At 70.8% G+C, this 18,015-nt stretch carries 16 protein-coding genes; 3 read left to right on the forward strand and 13 right to left on the reverse strand.

The window, feature by feature from the left end; all coding sequences use genetic code 11:
• Positions 1-184: 184 nt before the first annotated feature.
• The 4 genes from MLG87_RS12705 to MLG87_RS12720 all read right to left on the reverse strand — a co-directional run bounded on the left by MLG87_RS12705 (position 185) and on the right by MLG87_RS12720 (position 5,034).
• On the reverse strand, positions 185-1,495 hold the full coding sequence (locus MLG87_RS12705; protein ID WP_243295523.1) for a serine/threonine-protein kinase: 1,311 nt from the start codon (positions 1,493-1,495) through the stop codon (positions 185-187).
• Positions 1,496-1,868: 373 nt separating this feature from the next.
• Positions 1,869-2,687, reverse strand: coding sequence for a hypothetical protein (locus MLG87_RS12710; RefSeq protein WP_243295524.1), 819 nt, complete (start codon positions 2,685-2,687; stop codon positions 1,869-1,871).
• The gene (locus MLG87_RS12715; protein ID WP_243295525.1) at positions 2,684-4,300 is read right to left on the reverse strand and encodes a hypothetical protein; all 1,617 of its coding nucleotides are present in this window, start codon (positions 4,298-4,300) and stop codon (positions 2,684-2,686) included. Before MLG87_RS12715 ends, MLG87_RS12710 begins: the two co-directional genes overlap by 4 nt.
• Positions 4,291-5,034, reverse strand: coding sequence for an ABC transporter ATP-binding protein (locus tag MLG87_RS12720; RefSeq protein ID WP_243295526.1), 744 nt, complete (start codon positions 5,032-5,034; stop codon positions 4,291-4,293). Before MLG87_RS12720 ends, MLG87_RS12715 begins: the two co-directional genes overlap by 10 nt.
• A 72-nt stretch (positions 5,035-5,106) precedes the next feature.
• Here MLG87_RS12720 and MLG87_RS12725 point away from each other — a divergent pair, with 72 nt between their 5' ends.
• Together MLG87_RS12725 and MLG87_RS12730 are read left to right on the forward strand one after the other, a co-directional pair.
• Positions 5,107-5,694 (forward strand): hypothetical protein, encoded by a 588-nt coding sequence (locus MLG87_RS12725; RefSeq protein WP_243295527.1) that lies wholly within the window; start codon positions 5,107-5,109, stop codon positions 5,692-5,694.
• 14 nt (positions 5,695-5,708) lie between these two features.
• Entirely contained in the window at positions 5,709-6,497 is a 789-nt protein-coding gene (locus tag MLG87_RS12730) for an SDR family oxidoreductase (protein ID WP_243295528.1), read from the forward strand.
• Between the two features lie 47 nt (positions 6,498-6,544).
• On the opposite strand, the gene MLG87_RS12735 is transcribed toward MLG87_RS12730, so the two are convergent.
• On the reverse strand, positions 6,545-7,921 hold the full coding sequence (locus MLG87_RS12735; protein ID WP_243295529.1) for a M20/M25/M40 family metallo-hydrolase: 1,377 nt from the start codon (positions 7,919-7,921) through the stop codon (positions 6,545-6,547).
• A gap of 106 nt (positions 7,922-8,027) precedes the next feature.
• Positions 8,028-9,053 (reverse strand): zinc-dependent alcohol dehydrogenase family protein, encoded by a 1,026-nt coding sequence (locus MLG87_RS12740; RefSeq protein ID WP_243295530.1) that lies wholly within the window; start codon positions 9,051-9,053, stop codon positions 8,028-8,030.
• A gap of 96 nt (positions 9,054-9,149) precedes the next feature.
• Here MLG87_RS12740 and MLG87_RS12745 point away from each other — a divergent pair, with 96 nt between their 5' ends.
• Positions 9,150-10,016, forward strand: coding sequence for a LysR family transcriptional regulator (locus tag MLG87_RS12745; RefSeq protein ID WP_243295531.1), 867 nt, complete (start codon positions 9,150-9,152; stop codon positions 10,014-10,016).
• 32 nt (positions 10,017-10,048) lie between these two features.
• On the opposite strand, the gene argC is transcribed toward MLG87_RS12745, so the two are convergent.
• From argC to MLG87_RS12780, 7 genes are all read right to left on the reverse strand, one after another.
• A complete protein-coding gene (argC, locus tag MLG87_RS12750) occupies positions 10,049-11,047 on the reverse strand; it encodes an N-acetyl-gamma-glutamyl-phosphate reductase (RefSeq protein ID WP_243295532.1) in 999 nt (332 codons plus the stop codon).
• A gap of 46 nt (positions 11,048-11,093) precedes the next feature.
• Positions 11,094-12,146, reverse strand: coding sequence for a folylpolyglutamate synthase/dihydrofolate synthase family protein (locus MLG87_RS12755; protein WP_243295533.1), 1,053 nt, complete (start codon positions 12,144-12,146; stop codon positions 11,094-11,096).
• 172 nt (positions 12,147-12,318) lie between these two features.
• Positions 12,319-13,506 (reverse strand): argininosuccinate synthase, encoded by a 1,188-nt coding sequence (gene argG / locus MLG87_RS12760; protein ID WP_243295534.1) that lies wholly within the window; start codon positions 13,504-13,506, stop codon positions 12,319-12,321.
• Between the two features lie 11 nt (positions 13,507-13,517).
• Positions 13,518-14,876, reverse strand: a complete 1,359-nt coding sequence (gene argH, locus MLG87_RS12765) for an argininosuccinate lyase (protein WP_243295535.1) — start codon at positions 14,874-14,876, stop codon at positions 13,518-13,520.
• On the reverse strand, positions 14,873-15,934 hold the full coding sequence (locus MLG87_RS12770) for a M20/M25/M40 family metallo-hydrolase (protein ID WP_243295536.1): 1,062 nt from the start codon (positions 15,932-15,934) through the stop codon (positions 14,873-14,875). Before MLG87_RS12770 ends, argH begins: the two co-directional genes overlap by 4 nt.
• A complete protein-coding gene (gene argB, locus MLG87_RS12775) occupies positions 15,931-16,851 on the reverse strand; it encodes an acetylglutamate kinase (RefSeq protein ID WP_243295537.1) in 921 nt (306 codons plus the stop codon). Before argB ends, MLG87_RS12770 begins: the two co-directional genes overlap by 4 nt.
• 26 nt (positions 16,852-16,877) lie before the next feature.
• The gene (locus MLG87_RS12780) at positions 16,878-17,867 is read right to left on the reverse strand and encodes an N-acetylornithine carbamoyltransferase (RefSeq protein ID WP_243295538.1); all 990 of its coding nucleotides are present in this window, start codon (positions 17,865-17,867) and stop codon (positions 16,878-16,880) included.
• Between the last annotated feature and the right edge of the window lie 148 nt (positions 17,868-18,015).

Here is an 18,015-nt window from a genome sequence, read left to right on the forward strand (position 1 = left end):
TGTCATAGTGTTGAGATGAATAAGCAGGAATAGGCAGCGAAGCTGCTGAAACGGAAGGTTGAGTAATCTGTGGGGAGCGAATCTTTCAGTTCTCATCATGTAGACATGCTTGTCCTGTAACTTCAAGAAAATCGTCCGGACGGTCGAAATCTAGCCCTGAACGGTAGACCGGCCCATCCGGCCCTCACGCCCCGTAATCCCCCTTCAGCAGCCGCGCCCTCAGCTCCGCCGGCAGTCGCCCGGCCTTGCGGTCTTGGGTGAGCATGGCTTTGTAGCGGCGGTTCTGGAGGAGGTCGGCGGCGGGGACGCCCCGGGCCTCGGCGTCCTTGAGGGTGGCGAGGAAGCCTTCCAGGTCCTTGGCGCGGTACTGGACCACCAGCAGGAGGGCCAGGGCGTCGGGGTCCACCCGCTGGCCGGGCGGGGCCTGGGCCAGCACGTCGCGGATGATGCGCAGGGCGCTGAGGGGGTCGCTGTCCACCAGGGCCTCGGCTCCCTTCAAGGCGGCATCGTCCAGGGCGGCGTTCCTCGGCGGGGCCGGGCGCAGGGCCCACCAGGCGACGCCCCCCGCGGCCAGCAGGCCCGCCAGCCCCAGGGCCCAGGTCCCACGGCGCCGGGGGGCGGCCTTGGCCGGATGGGGAAGGGCGACAGTCGGTTGATCTTGAGGCCGCCAGGCGGGATCCAGGGCGGCGCGCAGGGCCTCGCCCAGCTCCTTCGCGGAGCCGAAGCGTTCCAGGGGATCCTTGGCCAGGGCCCGGGCCACCAGGTCCCGCAGGGCGGGGTTCAGGCCGTCGAGGGCCTCGATGTCCAGGTCGGGGGTGGGCTCGTTGAGGATGCAGTAGATGAGCGAGCCGTTGGTGTCGCCCTGGAAGGGGCGGTGCCCCGCCAGGCCCTCGTAGAGGATGACGCCCACGGCGAAGAGGTCGGCGGAGGGCGTGGCCTGGCCCCGGCTCAGGTACTCGGGGGCCATGTAGGCCAGGGTGCCCACCACCATGCCCGTCTGGGTGGCCTCCTGGCCCAGGGACTTCGCCACGCCGAAGTCCAGGATCTTGGCCACGGGCCGCTCGCCTTCGCGGGCGATCATGATGTTGGCCGGCTTGATGTCGCGGTGGACGATGCCCTTCTGGTGGGCGGCCTGGAGGCCGTCGCAGACCTGGGCCATGGCCTCCAGGAAGGCCCGGGGCGCCAGGGCCTGGCGGCGCAGGAGGCTCTCCAGGCTGGGGCCCTCCACCACCTCCATGGCGAAGTAGAGCAGGCCGTCCGCCTCGCCGAACTCGTAGATGGTCACCACGTTCGGGTGGTGCAGCCCGGCGGCGGACTGGGCCTCCCGCGCGAAGCGGGCCTTCAGGTCGCCCAGGGCCTCGGCGTCCGCCTGGGGCCGGATGGTCTTGAGGGCTACCTCGCGCCCCAGCGTCGTGTCCCGCGCCAGGAACACCTCGCCCATGGCCCCCTGGCCCAGGGTGCGGAGGATCTCGAACTTGCCGATGCGGTCGGGCATGGGGCTTCCGGGGATGGGGCTGCGGGGGGAAGGCTTCCCTGGATTCTAGAGTGAAGGCCTTTGCGCCTGGGATTTCATCACCGCAATCGGTGCCCAGAACATCTTCCTGGTGATGGGCCCGACTCGGCCAGAAAAGCAAGGAACCGCGAAAGACGCGAAAGGGCGCGAAACGCGGCGAGGATGGGCCGCCTGGGCCTCCGGCCCCCAGGCGCGCGAGGCGCGTCTGGCCACACGCGGGGCGGGACTGCCGGCTCCTGAAGGCCGCCAGACCCGCCCCGCGCGTGGAGGCGGAAGCCGGATCGTCCGCCTTTCGCGCGCCCGCAGGGCGATTCGCGTCTTTCGCGGTTCGATCTTTCGGGCTGATTCTCCCCGATCAGCAGCGGGCGCAGAAGTGGGGTGGCGCGGGCAGGCGGGAGAGGCCTTCGAAGGCGAGCTCCCAGGCGCGGACGGGGCCGCGGAAGGCCGTGGCCTCGGGTGTGAGCGCGCGCAGGGCGTGGAGGGGCGCGGGATCGCCGGGCAGGGGCAGGAAGGGGACGGGCTGGCCGGTGGCCTCGCGCAGGGCCGCGCGCAGGGCGTTCGTGAGGGCCGTGGCCTCGGGCAGCACCAGGGGCGGCACGCGCAGCTCGGCCCCCTCGGGCAGGGGCACGCCGGGCCAGAGGTCCGTCTCGAAGCCGCCGTGCAGTTCGTGATCCGGCGCCTCCCGCCACTCGGGCCGGCGGAAGGTCATCTTGCGGCGATCCTTGTCCCAGTCCGCCAGGAAGCCCTTCAATTCGGCCTTCTCCAGGGGGCCCATGGGCGCCTTGGGCAGGGCGACGGGAAGATCGCGGGCGATGCGGCCCGGCAGGCGGCGCACCAGCATGGGTTTGCCGTCCAGCCAGGGCAGGCCCGCGTCCAGCGCGCAGACCAGGGCGCCAAGGCGGCGGCGATGCAGGTCCAGGGCAGCGGCCAGGTCGCAGCCGGGCGCGGGTACGAGGCCCAGCACGTTCACCGCCAAGCCCCGGGCCTGGACGGCATCGGCGGCTTCCAGCGGCGCGCGCAGATCCTCCGCCGTCCGGCCCAGCACCAGCACCTGGGGCAGGCCGTGGGCCTGGATCCGCTCCACGAGGATGAGGCTGCCGCCCCCGGAAGCGCTGGGCGCCGAGAGCACAGTCCCACCCAGCTCCGCGGCGAGACGCAGCGCCTCGGGGTTCATCCCAGGGCCTCCACCAGCTTCTCCCGGCGGCGGTCCAGGGCCGCGGCCGCGGCGGGCAGCAGGAGCAGGTGGGCCGTGAGCACCAGCCCGAAGAGCAGCGCCATGCCCGGCACCAGCAGCCGCGGCGAGATCCAGGCCAGCAGCGCGTAGGCGCCGCCGAAGAGGCCGGCCCAGACGGCCGAAGTGCCCATGCTCAGCAGGCCCAGGGCGAAGGGCATGCTGTTGTTCTTGAGGCTGTCCATGGCCATGGGCCGCGGCGCCCAGGTGGAGGTCCACTGCCCCACGGCGGTCTGGGCCAGGAAGATGCAGCCCATGAGCAGCATGCCGCCCAGGAGCGGGATGGGGCCCGCGTGGTCCAGCAGCATCAGCAGGCCGGCGAGGACCAGGGCCTGGAGCCCCTGGTGGGCGGCCAGGCCCAGCAGCTTCCCCTTGAGCAGGTCCTCCGGGCCCACGGGCAGGAGCAGGAGGCCCTTCACGCCGTGCCGGTCCAGGCCGAACTGGTTGAACACGAAGTTGTTGGCCACCAGGGACAGGTAGGCGAAGGCGGCGGGCACGGTCCAGAGCGGGTTGGCCTTGAACTGGGCGAAGGGCCCCTTCAGCAGCACCACGGTCATGAGGGGCATGAGGAAGGCGAAGCGGCCCAGGTGGCTGCGCATGATCGTCTGGAAGTGAAGCCGCCCGAGGCCCTCTGCGGGATGGCGGAAGCTCCAGAGGCGGTCGGGGCCGCGAGTCTGCGGGGCGGCGGCCGGGGCCCCGCTGGTTTCCCGCGCCATGAGGCGGGCGCCCAGCACCATCACCAGCGCCAGCAGGGCCAGCGGGTAGAGGTGCAGGGCCAGGGCCGCGCCCCAGTGCCCCGCCCGCGCCTCCGCCAGGCTCCGGGCGGCGCCGTGGGTGGGCAGGGCCTCCAGCACCCGGGCCGCGCCCCGCCCCAGGGCTTGGACCTGCTCGATCTGGGCGGCCTGGACGGGCCGGGCCGCCGACCCGGCAGCGGCACCCGATCCACGTTTCGGCAGGCCCGGGGACATCAGGGTGGAGCCCAGCCAGGCCAGGACGGCCAGGGCCGTCAGGGCCACGCGGAGGCGCTTCACCAGGGCCGAGGCCAGGCCGCCCACGAGGAGCTGGAGGGCCAGCATCATCAGCAGCGTCTCGACGAGGACCAGGGGCACGAGGACCAGGGTCCGGGGCGCGGCCAGGCCGAGGCCCAGCAGCAGGCCGGTCAGGGCCAGACTCATGGTCAGCGGCAGCATGTCCACGAGGCCCGCCGTCAGCTCCGCCAGATAGAGGGTCCGCAGCCGCAGGGGGAAGCCCCGGTAGGCCTCCCAGGCCAGCTCCCGGGCCCCGCCCAGCACGCCGCCGATGAGGCCGCCGCCGAAGCCGAAGAAGGCGAGCACGGCACCCAGGAGGGTGGCGGCGATGGGCCGATCCAGGCGGCTGCCCAGCAGCCAGCCCAGGGCCCCGCCGCCCAGGATCAGGCTCACGGCCGCGAAGGCGGCGAGGATCCCCACCACCAGGGCCAGCACCCACGCCCCCTGGCGGCCCAGCTCCTGGGCGGAGCGGTTCCAGGTGGCCTGCCCATGGGCCGCCAGCAGGGCGCGGAAAGGGCTCACAGCCACGAGAGCGCCCCCTTCTGCCCGCCGCCCACCAGATCGACGAAGAGCTGCTCCAGGCTCTCGCCGCCGCGGCGCAGCTCGTCCAGGGGGCCGAAGCCCTTGAGCCGGCCCTCGTCCAGGATGGCGATGAGGGGGCAGAGCTTCTCCACCACCTCGAGGATGTGGCTGGTGAGCACCAGCGTCACGCCCCGCTGCTGCAGGCTCTGGAGGATGTCCTTGATGGTGCGGCTGGTGACCGGGTCGATGCCCTCGAAGGGCTCGTCGAGGAAGACGACCTGGGGTCCGTGGATGAGCGCCGCGCAGAGGGCCACCTTCTTCTTCATGCCGAAGCTGTAGTCCGCGATGAGGGTCTTGGGGCCGGGCGCCAGGTCCAGGGCGTCGAACAGCTCCTCCCGGCGGCCGTCGATGAGGGCGTCCGGCATCCCGTACATCCGCCCCACGAAGCGCAGGTACTGGGGGCCCGTGAGCATGTCCAGCAGGGCCATGTCCTCGGGCATGGCGCCGATCTGGCGCTTCACGGCCAGGGGATCGGCCTCGAGGTCCAGGCCCAGCACGCGGATGCGGCCCGACGTGGGCTTCAGCAGGCCCGTGACCATCTTCAGCGTGGTGCTCTTCCCGGCGCCGTTGCGGCCCAGCAGGCCCAGGAAGGCGCCGGGTTCCAGCGACAGGCTGAGGTCTTCGACGGCCGTCTTGTCGCCGAAGCGCTTGGTGAGGGAGGCCAGTTCCAGGGCGGGCATCCTCCGAGGGTAGCAGTGGCGTGCCGAGAGCCATCGGGGGCCATCAGGGGGCATCCGAATCGCTGAGCCGGTATGCTGGGCGCCATGAAGCCCGCCCTCTTCCCGGTCGTCGCCCTGCTGGTCCTTCCAGCCATGCTGGCGCTCTCCGGCTGCGCCAAGCCCGAAACCGGGGGCCTCTCCGGCGCCGCCACGGCGCCCCTGGGCGACCTCAACCTGGTGCGCGCCAAGATCCCGCCGATCCTGCTGGCGGCCCAGAAGGCCCCCTACGGACCACCGACGGATCCCACCTGCGCCGGCCTGGTGGCGGAGGTGCGGCAGCTGGACGCGGCCCTGCCGCCGGACCTGGACGCCCCTCCGACGGCGGATCCGAGCCTGGGTGAACGCGGGCGGGCCGAGGCCAGCGGCGCGGCCGTGGGCGCCGTGCGCCACACCACCGAGGGCCTCATCCCCTTCCGGGGCTGGGTGCGGAAGCTGAGCGGGGCCGAGCGCCACTCCCGGCTGGTGGCCGAGGCCGTGGCCGCGGGCCTGACCCGGCGGGCCTACCTCAAGGGCCTGGGCCAGGCCCAGGGCTGCCCGCCGCCCGCCGCGCCCCGGCGCGCGGAGCCGGCCGCGTCCGCCCCTCTGCTTCCCGGAAACCCGACGCCACCCCCATCCCGGTAGTCCAGGAGGAACCCATGGATCTCGGCATTCGCGGCAAGGTGGCCATGGTGGCGGCCGGCAGCAAGGGGCTGGGCCGCGCCACGGCCCTGGCCCTGGCGGCGGAGGGCTGCGCGGTGTCGGTCTGCGGCCGGGGCGGCGAGGCCCTGGCGGCGGTGAAGGCCGAGCTGGAAGCCCTGGGCGTGCCCGCCCTGGCCCTGGCCGCGGACGTGGCGAAGGCCGAAGACCTGGCCCGCTGGCACCAGGCCACGGCGGTGGCCCTGGGCCCCGTGGAGATCCTCGTGACCAACACCGGCGGGCCCAAGGCGGCCGGGTTCTCCGGACTTTCCGATGACGACTGGGCCGCCGGGGTGGAGTCCACGCTCATGAACGTGGTGCGCCTCTCGCGCCTCGTGCTGCCCGGCATGCGGGCGGCCCGGTGGGGGCGCATCGTCCACATCACCAGCCTGGTGGCCAAGCAGCCCACGCCCCTGCTCACCATCAGCTCGACGCTGCGAGCCGGCCTCTCCGGCCTCACCCGCACCTTGGCCCAGGAGGCCGCCGCGGACGGGATCACGGTGAACGCCGTCCTGCCCGGCCACGTGATGACCGACCGCCAGGTCCACCTGGCCGAGCTGCGCTCCGCCGCCGAGGGCATCTCCATGGACGAGTACTACGCCCGCACCGCCGCCGCCATCCCCGCCGCCCGCCTGGGCGACCCCGGCGAGGTCGGCGCCGTCATCGCCTTCCTCTGCGGAACCCCCGCGAGCTACGTCACCGGCCAGAGCCTGCTGGTGGACGGGGGGCTGGTGCAGGGCACCTTCTGACGAAAATCGCCGGCCATTCGGCCGGCGATTTTCGCAAGGAAGGGCGCTCAGCCCTTGATCCCGCTCACCGTCTCGAAGTAGTGGGCGAAGGCGGCGATGCCGCCTGAGGCCTGCTCCCAGTCGTAGTTCTCGTTGGGGGCGTGGTAGCCGTGGCTGGGGAGGCTGAGGCCCAGGAAGAACACCTCGCAGCCGAGGATGTCCTCCATGGTCTTCACGGCGCCGATGCTGCCGCCCTCGCGGGTGAAGGAGCAGGGCGCGTCGAAGGCGAAGCGGTAGGCGTCCTTGATGGCCTCGGCGTAGGGGCCGGTGACGTGGCCCTTGAAGGGGGCCAGGCCGTGCTCCTCGTGGAACTGCACATCGGGGAAGTGCTCGTTGACGAAGGCCCGGACGCGCTCGATGGTCTTCGCCTCGTCCATGTCCGGCACCAGGCGGCAGGAGAGCTTCACCTCGGCCCGGGGCGGCACGGCGCTCTTGATGCCGGGGCCCGTGTAGCCGCCCACGACGCCGTGGACCTCCATGGTGGGCCGGCCCCACACGCGCTTCATGACCTTGATGGGATCCTCCGTGCGCATGCCAGTGATCATGTGGTCCTTCTTGAAGGTCTCCACGCTGAAGCCCGCGTGGGCCCACTCCTCCAGCTCCTGCTTGGAGGGCTTCACCACCTCGTCGTAGAAGCCGGGGATCTTCACCTTGCCGGTCTCGCCGTCCATCATGGCGGCGACCACCTTGATGAGCTCGGCCAGGGGGTTGCGGGCCGCGCCGCCCACCACGCCGCTGTGCAGGTCGTGGTCCGCGGTCTCCAGCGTGAGGCGGAAGCCCTTGAGGCCGCGGAGACCCGCGGGCGTGCTGGGCTTGCCGCGGGTGATCCAGACCGTGTCGCTCACCACGATGGCGTCGGTCTTCAGGCGGTCCCTGTGGCGGTTCAGGCCGCCCTCGAAGCTGGGGGAGCCGATCTCCTCCTCGGTCTCCCACAGGAAGTGGATGTTGAGGGGCACGCCCGCCTTGCGGGCGGCCAGGGCCCCGAAGAAGGCCGTCACCGCCGGGCCCTTGTCGTCCGTGCTGCCACGGCCCCGGTAGGTGTCGCCGTCCACCACGAAGGTGAAGGGCTCTGCCGTCCACTCGGGCTCATTGGCGGGCTGCACGTCCATGTGGTTGTAGACCGTGATCGTCGGGCAGTTGGGATCCTCCCCGAACCAGCCGTGGATGAGCGGATTGCCGCTGGTCTCCAGGATCTCGGCCTTGCCCCCGTGCCGCTCGAAGAGCGCCCGGGCGGCCTCGGCCACGCGCCGCACGTCGCCCTGCCGGGCCGGATCGGCGCTGATGGAGGGGATCTCCACCAGGGTCTTCAGCTCCGCTTCGAAGGCCGCACGGCTCGCGCTGGCGAACTGCCCCAGGGCTTCACGGGTGAGAAGGGACGGATTCATAGACGCTCCGGAAAGGGTCAATCATCATCCCACAAGGCCCAGGGATGTCTATAAATGGACGCAGAGGTCGATCATGATCGATGGTCCGGGCCCGGGGCCCCACCCTTCAGGAAGACGGGGCGTCGTGTTGCAGGACGACCTTTCCGAAGTGGGCGCCGCTTGCGAGGTACCGGAAGGCATCGGCGGCTTCCGTCCACGGGAAGATCCGGTCGATGACGGGTCGGAGCTCCTGCGCTTCCATCGCGCGGGCCAGGGCTTCGAAGGAGGCTCGGGATCCGACGGGGATGCCCCGCACCCGGGCCTGCCGCCGGAAGATGTCCAGCGGATTGATGGTGCCTTCTGTTCCGCCGAGATAGCCGATGACGTTGATCTGCCCGCCCAGCCGCACGGCCCGCAGGGATTGGGCGAAGCTTCCTGGTCCGCCGACCTCCAGGACGTGATCCACGCCTCGCCCGTCCGTCAGGCGCAGCACCTCTCCGGCCCAGTCCTCGTGGCGCCGGTAGTTGACGCCGGCGAAGGCTCCCAGCGCCTTGGCGCGCTCGATCTTCTCATCGCTGCTCGATGTCACGATGACCCGGGCACCCGCGCTCCTCGCGAACTGGAGCGCGAAGAGCGAGACGCCTCCTGTTCCCAGCGTCAGAACCGTCTCGCCGGGCTTCAGGGCACCCTCGGTGACCAGGGCGTGCCAGGCGGTGACGGCCGCGCACGGCAGCGTGGCTGCCTCCGCATCGCTCAGATGCCTTGGCGCGAGCACGACCGCCTGCTCGTCCAACCTCGCGTATTCCGCCAGCATCCCATCAATCGGGCCGCCGAGCTGGTACGAGGGCTCCGCCATATCGAAGCCTCCGGCGACCCAGCGCTGCCAGAAGGCGCTGCACACGCGATCCCCGATCTTGACGCGCGTCACGCCCTCTCCCACGGACACGACTTCCCCCACGCCATCGGAAAGGGGAATCAGCGGAAGCGCGAATGAGGTGTGGTACGTGCCACGCACGATCTCCAGGTCGCGGTAGTTCAGCGCGCTGGCCCTGACCCGCACGATGACCTCGTGCCGCTTCGGTTCAGGGACCGGCCGGTCGACCAGTTGCAAACGGGCAGCACCCGGTTCGCCGTGGAGCAGGATCGCTTTCATCTGCTTCTCCTTATGCGACTTCCACGGCAAAGATGGCATTGGCTTGCATGTTGTTCAAATTCATTATATTTAAAATAATTATGCATGGATGGAATGATGCTCGATGAGATGCGCACGTTCGTCCTCCTGGCCGAGGAGGGATCGATCCAGAAGGTGGCGGAACGGTTGCCGCTGACCCAGCCCGCCGTCACCCGGCAGATCCAGCGGCTCGAACAGGAACTCGGGGTAGCCTTGCTCGATCGCCGTCTGAAACCGTCCGGGCTCACCCCCGCCGGCGTCGAGGCGCTGGCCCGTTGCCGCGAGATTCTCGCGGCGTATGCCGGGATGAAGAGCCGGCTGGGGCACTCCGAACCCGAGGGCCGTCTTCGGCTGGGGGTCACGAACGGCCTGGCCGATGACGGCCTCGCCCGGATCATCAAGGACCTCCGGAAGCGCTTCCCGCGGGTGTCGATCCTGCTGGCGACCGGATGGAGCGATGACCTCTCGGAGCAGTTCCGGCGTGGGCGGCTGGATGCCGCGATCCTGCTGTCGGGAGAGACCGCAGGGGAGGATGCGGGCACCCTCTGTCATGAGCGCCTGGCCGTCATCGCCTCCTCACGGCTCGTCGCCGAGGGGAGGCTTTCCGAGGGCCTCGATCGCCAGGCATGGATCCTGAACCCGGAACCCTGCGACGCGCGTCGGCGGCTCGTGGCTGAGGTGGCGCGCCAGGGCGGCCACCTGGACCTCGCGGCGGAAGTGCAGGATGCGCGGCTTCAGCTCGCCTTGGTGAAAGAGGGGGTCGGCTTGAGCCTGATGCCCCGCCGCCTGCTCGCGCGGACCCGGCCCGCGGGCATCGTTGAAGTGGAGGTCGTGGGGCTCGATCTCCAGCTCGCGGTCACGGTCAAGCGCTCCCCGTACCTGCAGGGGATGGCCAAGGTCGTGGACGCGATCGCTGCCGGGGTGCGCGCCTCGCTCTTGGATTAGCGCGGGTCCCGCCTCTTGCAGGGGAACCCGCTTTATCCCGGATAGCCTCCGGCCACCTTCAGCCCGGTCCACTCCGGCAGTCCCAGGGCCAGGTTGAGGTTCTGCACGGCCTGGGCGGCCATGCCCTTGCCGAGGTTGTCGAGGGCCACCATCACGGCCCCGTGGCCACCCTTGGCCGCCACCGCGAGGTCCGCGAAGGCGCTCCCCGTGGTGGCCGCCACGCGGGGCGATCCGTCCACGATCCGCACGAAGAACCGGTCCTGGTAGAAGGCCTCGTAGTGGGCCCGCAGGGCCGAGGGCTCGATTCCCGCGGGCAGCGGGAACTGCGCCGTGGCGAAGATCCCCCGGACCATGGGCGCGCTCTGCGGCACGAAGCTGAGGGGCGCCTCCCAGCCTTCGGCCGCCAAGGTGCGCAGCACCTCGGCCTCGTGCTGGTGGCTGAGCATCTTGTAGGCGCGGAAGTCCGTGGCCCGCGTGGGGTGGTGGGTGGTCTCGCTGGGCGCGGCGCCCGATCCCGAGGATCCCGTGGCTGCCGTGACGGCCACGAAGGCGGGCTTCCACTGGGCCAGAGGCAGCAGGGCCAGCTGCAGGGCCGTGGCGAAACAGCCCGGGTTGGCGATGCGCTTCGCGCCCTTCATGCGCCCGGGCTTCCAGTCCACCAGGCCGTAGACCCAGGTGGGATCCAGCCGGAAGTCCGTGGAGAGATCGATGACCGTGAGCCGCTCCAGGAGGTCGTGATCCTTCCCCGCCGCCTCGATCTCCGGCCAGAGCTTCCCCAGCTCGCCATGGGGCAGGGCCGAGAAGAGAACGGGTTTCGGGCTCTGGGCCAGGGCCGCCCAGTCGGGTGCGGCCTCGAAGGTGCCCTCCGCCAGCCCCCGCAGATTCGGGTGCTGGGCGTGGAAGGGCTTGCCCGCGTGGCTGCGGGCCGTGCCCCGCAGGGTGGCCACTGACGGGTGCATGGAGAGCCAGCGCAGCAGCTCCCCCCCGCCGTAGCCCGACGCGCCGAGGATGAGGACATCAACTGAGGTCATGGCCAATCCTGGAGAAGAAGAACGCCAATCGCGGTGGGATGGCCGATCAAACCTTGGCCGAGATCTTGGGCTCGACGAGGCCGAGGACGAACTTGCCGAGAGCCTCGGCGTCGGCGCGGGCGTTGCGGGCGGGGAGGCCGAGGGTGGCGATGAAGCGCTCGCCCACGCGGTTGTCCGTGGCGGGGCCGGCCACCAGGTCCGTCTGGATGCCGAAGGCGGACTTCAGGTAGTGGACGCCGCCCGCCGCGCCCACGGGGTCGTTGGCGCAGAGAAGGAAGGCGCCGCCCAGGGCCTTCAGGTCCGGGTCCGCGAGGATGGACTGGACGCCGTACTCGCCCATGATGCCGTCGCCGGTCTCGGCCACGATGACGTCCACGCCGTGCGTGGCCAGCTCCGAGAAGATGATGCGCGACATGGCGGCGGCGCTGCCGGCATCCGTGCAGACGCTGCCGGCGTCGGTGAAGTCCAGGGCCACCTCCGCGCCGTAGTCGCGCATGGCCAGGGCATCGCGCATGAGCGACACGCCCGTGAGCTTGCAGGCGCCCACGCGGTAGCCCGCCCGGCTGAGCACGCGGATGCTGGCGCAGGCCGCGGCGGTCTTGCCCGCGTTCATGCAGGTGCCCGCCACGTACACCACGGGGCAGTGGAGCGAGAGGCTGGTGCCCTTGAGGGCGCCCATGCGGATGTGGGCGGGCTGGCCGGCCCGGGACTGGAACTCGGGGAAGACGAGCACCTGGCCCAGCACCTCCAGCTCGAAGGGCTTGCCCACGTCTGGGTTGTGGGAGAGGCACTTGCCGAGCACGCCGCCCATGTTGAGCAGGTTCACCGTGTCGCCGGGCTTCAGGGACTCGGGCATGACGCCCTCGTAGCCCTGCAGCGCGTTGCGGTGGCCCAGGGCCCCCACGACGATGTCCCCGTCGTGCAGGGTGCTCATGCGCCCGTGGGGATCCTCCAGCTGGTTGTACGTGGTCTTCTCGCCGCGGATGCGGCAGGCGATGACGGAGCCCTCCTCCAGCAGGATCTCCGGCCCGAGGGTGAGGGTCCGGCCCAGCCGCAGGTTGCGGGTGACCGAGGCGAGCTTGTCGACGTGGATGCGCATGGGGGGCCTTTCAAAAATGGCCACGATACGGCGAAGAAAGAAAAACGCTCGCAGAGAAAAGAAGAGACAGCGGAGGGCGCGGAGGAATGAGTCCCTGTCTTTTTCCGCGTTCTCTGTTTTCTCTGCGACCCTCCGCGTGAGTTGTTCCTGAAAAATCTGTCCTAGTCGTGAATCAGTTGCTTTTTGCCTTAAGCGTCAAAACTTGCTGTACCCCGAACAGCTTGGCGAAGCCGGCGGCTTCTTCGCCGGTCCAGAGCTTGTTGGCTTCGCCGTAGGTGGCGATGCGGGGGTCCATCAGGGAGTAGGGGGACTGCACGCCCTCCACCACGAAGGCGCGGGGGTGCAGGGTGAGGCGCACCTCGCCGCTCACGCGGTCCTGGCTGGACGTGAGGAAGGCCTCCAGGTCGCGGGCCAGGGGGTCGAAGAAGTGCCCTTCGTGGAGGAGGGAGCCGTAGAGGTTGCCCAGGCTCTCCTTCCAGAACAGCTGCTTGCCGCTGAGCACCAGCTTCTCCAGCTCCCGGTGGGCGCCGATGAGCAGGTGCGCCGCCGGGGCCTCGAAGCCCACGCGGCCCTTGATGCCCAGGATGGTGTCGCCCAGGTGCACGCCCCGGCCGATGCCGTAGGGGCGGCCCACGGCGTTGAGCTGGGCGATGAGGTTGACGGGGTCCATGCTGTTGCCGTCCAGGGAGACGGGCACGCCCTGCTCGAAGCCGATGACGAGCGACTTGGGGGCCAGGGTGCCGATGACGCCGCCGGGGAAGGCCGCCTCGGGCAGGGAGGTCCACGGGTCGAGGGTCTCGCGGCCGCCCACGCTGGTGCCCCACATGCCCTCGTTGATGGAGTAGTCCTTCGTCTTCGGGGGGAAGATCACGCCCCGGTCGGCGCAGTAGGCCATCTCCTCGGCCCGGGAGAGGGCCAGGTCGCGGATGGGGGTGAGCAGGCCCAGCTCGGGTGCCAGGGCGCGGAAGGCCACGTCAAAGCGCACCTGGTCGTTGCCGGCGCCCGTGGAGCCGTGGGCGATGGCAGCGGCGCCCATGTCCTTGGCCAGCTCCGCCACGGCCTTGGCCTGGCAGACCCGCTCGGCGGAGACGGACAGCGGATACATCTGGCCCCGCAGCACGTTGCCGTAGACCAGGTAGCGCAGGTAGCCGTCGAAGAGCCCGGCCCGGGCGTCCACCGTGGTGTGGCTCACGGCGCCCAGCTTCGGCGAGGCCGCCTCGATGCGGGCCAGCTCGTCGGGTGAGAAGCCGCCCGTGTTCACCGTGACCGTGGCCACGTCGTAGCCCTGCTCCTTGAGGTAGAGCACGCAGAAGGAGGTGTCGAGACCGCCGGAGAAGGCGAGAACGGCGAGCTGGCTCATGGGGAATCCTTTCAGGCGGTCCAGAGGGCGGTTTCGGCGTCGGCGTGCTGCTTCTGCTTGGCTTCGATCCAGCCGCGAGCGGCCTGGAGGTCGGCGTCGAGGGCGTCCAGGGCCAGGTTGCCGGCGCCGCCCAGGTGGGTGGCGGTGAGGGCGCTGCGGTCCGGGGCGAAGGTGCCGTCCTGGATCTGCTGCGCCACCTTGCGGTAGGCCTCGCGGAAGGGCAGGCCCCCCTGCACGAGGACGTAGGCCTGGTGGGCGGCGTAGAGCTCGTCGCTGGAGGCCTGGGTCGCGGCCTCGGCCTTCACCTGGAGGGCGGGCAGCAGGGGCGTCAACACGGTGAAGAGGTCCTCGGCGTGGCGCAGGGCAGTGATGAGCGGCTGCTTCAGCAGCTGGAAGTCGCGGTGGTAGCTGGAGGGCAGGCCCGAGGCCAGCTGCTCCACCAGGCCCGCGGCGCCCCGCAGCTCCCGGCAGCGGCCGCGCGCCAGCTCGACGACGTCCGGGTTCTTCTTCTGGGGCATGATGCTCGACCCCGTGGTGAAGGCGTCCGGCAGCTTGAGGAAGCCGAACTCCTCGGTGCTGTAGAGGGAGACGTCCCACAGGAACTTCTCCAGCACGCCGCCCACGGAGGCGGCCCACTGGAGGACGGTGGCCTCGTGGCGGCCCCGGCTGTTCTGCACGTCGATGGGGCTGCGCTGCACCTTCGAGAAGCCCAGCAGCTTCGCCGTGAGCGCCCGGTCGATGGGCAGGGGCACGCCGAAACCGGCGGCGGATCCCAGGGGGCAGCGGTCCAGGCGGCCGTAGACGCCCTGCAGGGCCTCCAGCTCCTCCAGCAGGCCCTCGGCGAAGGCCGTGGCCCAGAGGCCGAAGGTGCTGGGCATGGCCCGGCGCAGGTGGGTGTAGCCCGGCAGAGGCGTGTCCTGGTGGGCCTTGGCGAAGGCCAGGAAGCCCTCGGCCAGGTCCGCCACGCGCAGGCCCAGGCGCACCAGCTTGTCCCGGAGGTAGAGGCGCAGGGCCAGGATCACCTGGTCGTTGCGGGAGCGGGCCAGGTGGATGCGTCCGCCCACGGGCCCCAGGTGCCGCGTGAGGTCCGCTTCGATGGCCGTGTGGCCGTCCTCCATGTGGGGCGGGATGGGGAAGGCCCCCTGCTTGGCGAGGTTGGCGATGCGCCTAAGGCCCCGGACCAGCGAGACGGCATCGGCCTCGGGGATGAGGCCCGTGGCGGCCAGCATCTTCGCGTGGGCGGCGCTGCCCAGGGCGTCCCAGGCCAGGAGGGCCAGGTCGGTCTCGGGATCCTCGCCCACGGTGAAGCGGTGGATGGCCGCATCAAGGGGGATGTCCTTCGCCCAGAGGGTGGTGGCTTCCGGCCTCATGGCTGCACCTGCATCTTGAAGAACGCGGGAACGAGCTTGGCATAGAAATCCGCGCCGGCCTCGAGTTCCTGGATGGTCAGGTACTCGTTGGGGCTGTGGCTGCGGAAGGTGTCGCCGGGGCCGGCCTTCACCGCCGGGATGCCGCCGAGGAAGGCCCAGTCGGACGTGGTGCCGGAGCCCACGGGGCCTGCCTTCTTCGCGGCCTGGAGGGCGGCGCGGACGATGGCGTGCTGGGGATCCGTGCCCTTGGGCAGGTAGCGCTTGGAGTGGATGGCGACCTCGCTCTCCAGCTGCCGCTGGAAGTCGGCGCACAGGGCGTCGTGGTCCTGGTCCGGGCCCGTGCGGAGGTCGATGAAGAACTCGCAGGCGTCGGGCACCTGGTTGCGCCGCAGGCCGCCGCTGATCTGGGTGACCTGGGCCTTCTGGCTGCCCAGCAGGGGGTGGGCCGGGAACTCCATGGCCGCGACCTTGGCGATGTCCCGGGCGGCCTTGTGGATGGCGTTCTCGGCGCCCAGCATCTGGGCGTTGGCCACGTGGCCGCTCTGGCCCCGGGCCGTGCACTTCAGGAGGAGCATGCCCCGTTGGGCGGCGCAGATCCGCAACCCCGTGGGCTCGCCCACCACGGCGCCATCGAAGGGACCGAGCTGGTCGAGGATGGTGGCGATGCCCTGGCCGCCGGTCTCCTCTTCGGCCGTGAGGGCCACGACCACCTCGCCATCGAGGTGGGTCTGGGCCAGATCGAAGGCGGTCAGCAGGATGGCCGTCACGCAGCCCTTGGCATCGTTGGCGCCCAGGCCCTGGAGCCGCGAGCCGTGCCAGACGGGCGTGAAGGGATCGCCCTCCCAGCCGGCGCAGGGCGGAACGGTATCCAGGTGGGAGTTGAGCAGCAGCCGGGCACCGCCCGGCTTTCCGAAGCTGAACCAGAGGTTGTTCCCCTGGCGCTGGACCTTGAAGCCCTGGGTGGCCAGGAGGTTCTGGACCAGATCCGCGAGGGGGCCCTCCTCGCCGGACACGCTGGGCGTGCCGACCAGGAGCGTGAGCAGCTCGGCGGGGCTCATGGCTTGGTTCCGGCCGTGGGGGCGTCGGGGACGATCATCGTCCCGCTGCCCTCGTTGGTGAAGATCTCCGCCAGCAGGCCGTCCGGCGTGGTGCCGCTCACCAGGTGGGCGCTGGAGACGCCGCCCTGGAGGGCCGCCTTCACGGCCGCGAGCTTGGGCCGCATGCCACCGCTGATGATGCCCTTGGCCTCAAGGGAGGCGAGCTCCCCGACGGTGGCGTGGGGGATCAGCGAGGACGACTTGGCCACGTCCTTCAGCAGGCCCGGCACGGAGAGCAGGAAGAAGAGCTTCTCGGCGCCCAGGGCCGTGGCCAGGCTGGCGGCGATGGTGTCTGCGTTCGTGTTGTAGATGGCGCCGTCCTCCCCTCCGGAAAGCGGCGCCACCACGGGCACGAAGCCCCCTTCGAGCAGGTGGCTGAGCACGTGGGGATCCACGGTGTCGATGTCGCCCACCAGGCCGTAGTCCACCAGCTGGGGCTCGGTGGCGCCGTCGGGCACCACGGGCACGGGGGGCCGCTTGGTGGCCTTCAGCAGGCCGGCGTCGAGGCCCGTGAGGCCCACGGCGGGCACGCCGGCGGCCTGCAGTTCCGCCAGAAGGTCCATGTGCACCTGGCCCGCGAAGACCATCTTGGCGGCGTCCAGCACCTCAGGGCTCGTCACCCGTCGGCCCGCCACCTTCTGCACGGGGATGTCCATGGCCTCGCAGACGGCGTCCAGCTCGGCGCCGCCGCCGTGCACCACCACCACCCGGATGGAGAAGGACCACAGCAGGGCGATCTGCTCGCAGAAGGCCTTGCGGATCTTGGGCTCGGCGATGACCTCGCCGCCCACCTTCACCACGAAGGTCTTCCCGCGGAACAGGCGGACGTAGCGGGAGGCTTCCTTGAGGGCGGCGTAGGGATTGGGGGAGAGCGGCATCAGAAACTCCAGGATCGGACGGAAGATCAGGCGTTAAGAAGGTGGTGGATGGTGGCCCGCTGCACGTGGAAGCGGTTCTCGGCCTCGTCCACCACGCGGCTCCAGGGGCCGTCCAGGACGCTGTCGTGGACTTCGAGGTTGCGGCGCACGGGCAGGCAGTGGGTGAAGATCGCCTCCTTGGCGGCCTTCTGCATGTGGGCGGCGGTGGGCATCCAGGTGGCGAGGTCGGCCATGGGGGCGGCGGGAATGCCAGAGGTGGTGGAGGGGCCCCAGGCCTTGGCGTAGACGGCGGCGCTGCCTTCGAGGGCGGCGTCCTGGTCCGTGGTGTAGACGATCTTCCCTCCGGTGGCCGCTGCGTACTTCTCGGCCTCCGCCCGCACTTCCGGCGCCAGCTCGTAGCCCTTGGGGTTGGCCACGCGGATCTCGGCGCCACAGGCGGCGGCCGTCAGCAGGAAGGAGTTGGGCACGGCCTTGGGCAGGGGCTTCATGTGGGGCGCCCAGGTGAGGGTGACGGGCACCTTCGTCGTGCCATGGGCCTCCTGGATGGTGAGGAGGTCGGCGAGGCCCTGGTGGGGGTGCTCCCGGGCGCTCTCCATGCTGAGCACGGGCACGGTGCTGAAGCGCCGGAAGGCGTTGATGACGGGATCCAACTCGTCGATGTCGTCGCCGTCGCCGTGGCTGAAGGTCCGCACGGCCAGGGCGTCCACGTAGCGGCCCAGCACGGGCACGCCCTCGCGGACGTGCTCGGCCCGGTCCTGATCCATCACGGCGCCGTCCCGGTCCTCCAGCTTCCAGGTTCCGGCACCCACCTCGAGCACGATGGCGTGGCCGCCGTGCCGCAGCATGGCCGCCTCGAAGCTGGCCCGGGTCCGCAGGCTGGGGTTGAAGAAGACCATGCCCAGGATGCGGTCCGCGAAGATGGCGCCGGGCCGGGTCTTCTTCCAGGCTGCGGCCTTGGCCAGGATCTGCTGGACGCCCTCGGGGCCCAGGTCGGCGATGCGGGTGAAGTGCTTCATGGAAACCTCGGGAAAACGGGAACGGCGAAAGCGGGAGAAGGAAACAGGAACCGCGAAAGGCGCGAAGCCCTGCGGGCACGCGAAAAAAGAGGGTGGGCTAGTGGCGGACTGGCGGCTGCATGGCGTTTCCCTTTCGTGTCCTTTCGCC

Source organism: Geothrix mesophila (assembly GCF_022808835.1).
In the GTDB taxonomy this organism is placed as follows: Bacteria; Acidobacteriota; Holophagae; order Holophagales; family Holophagaceae; genus Geothrix; species Geothrix paludis.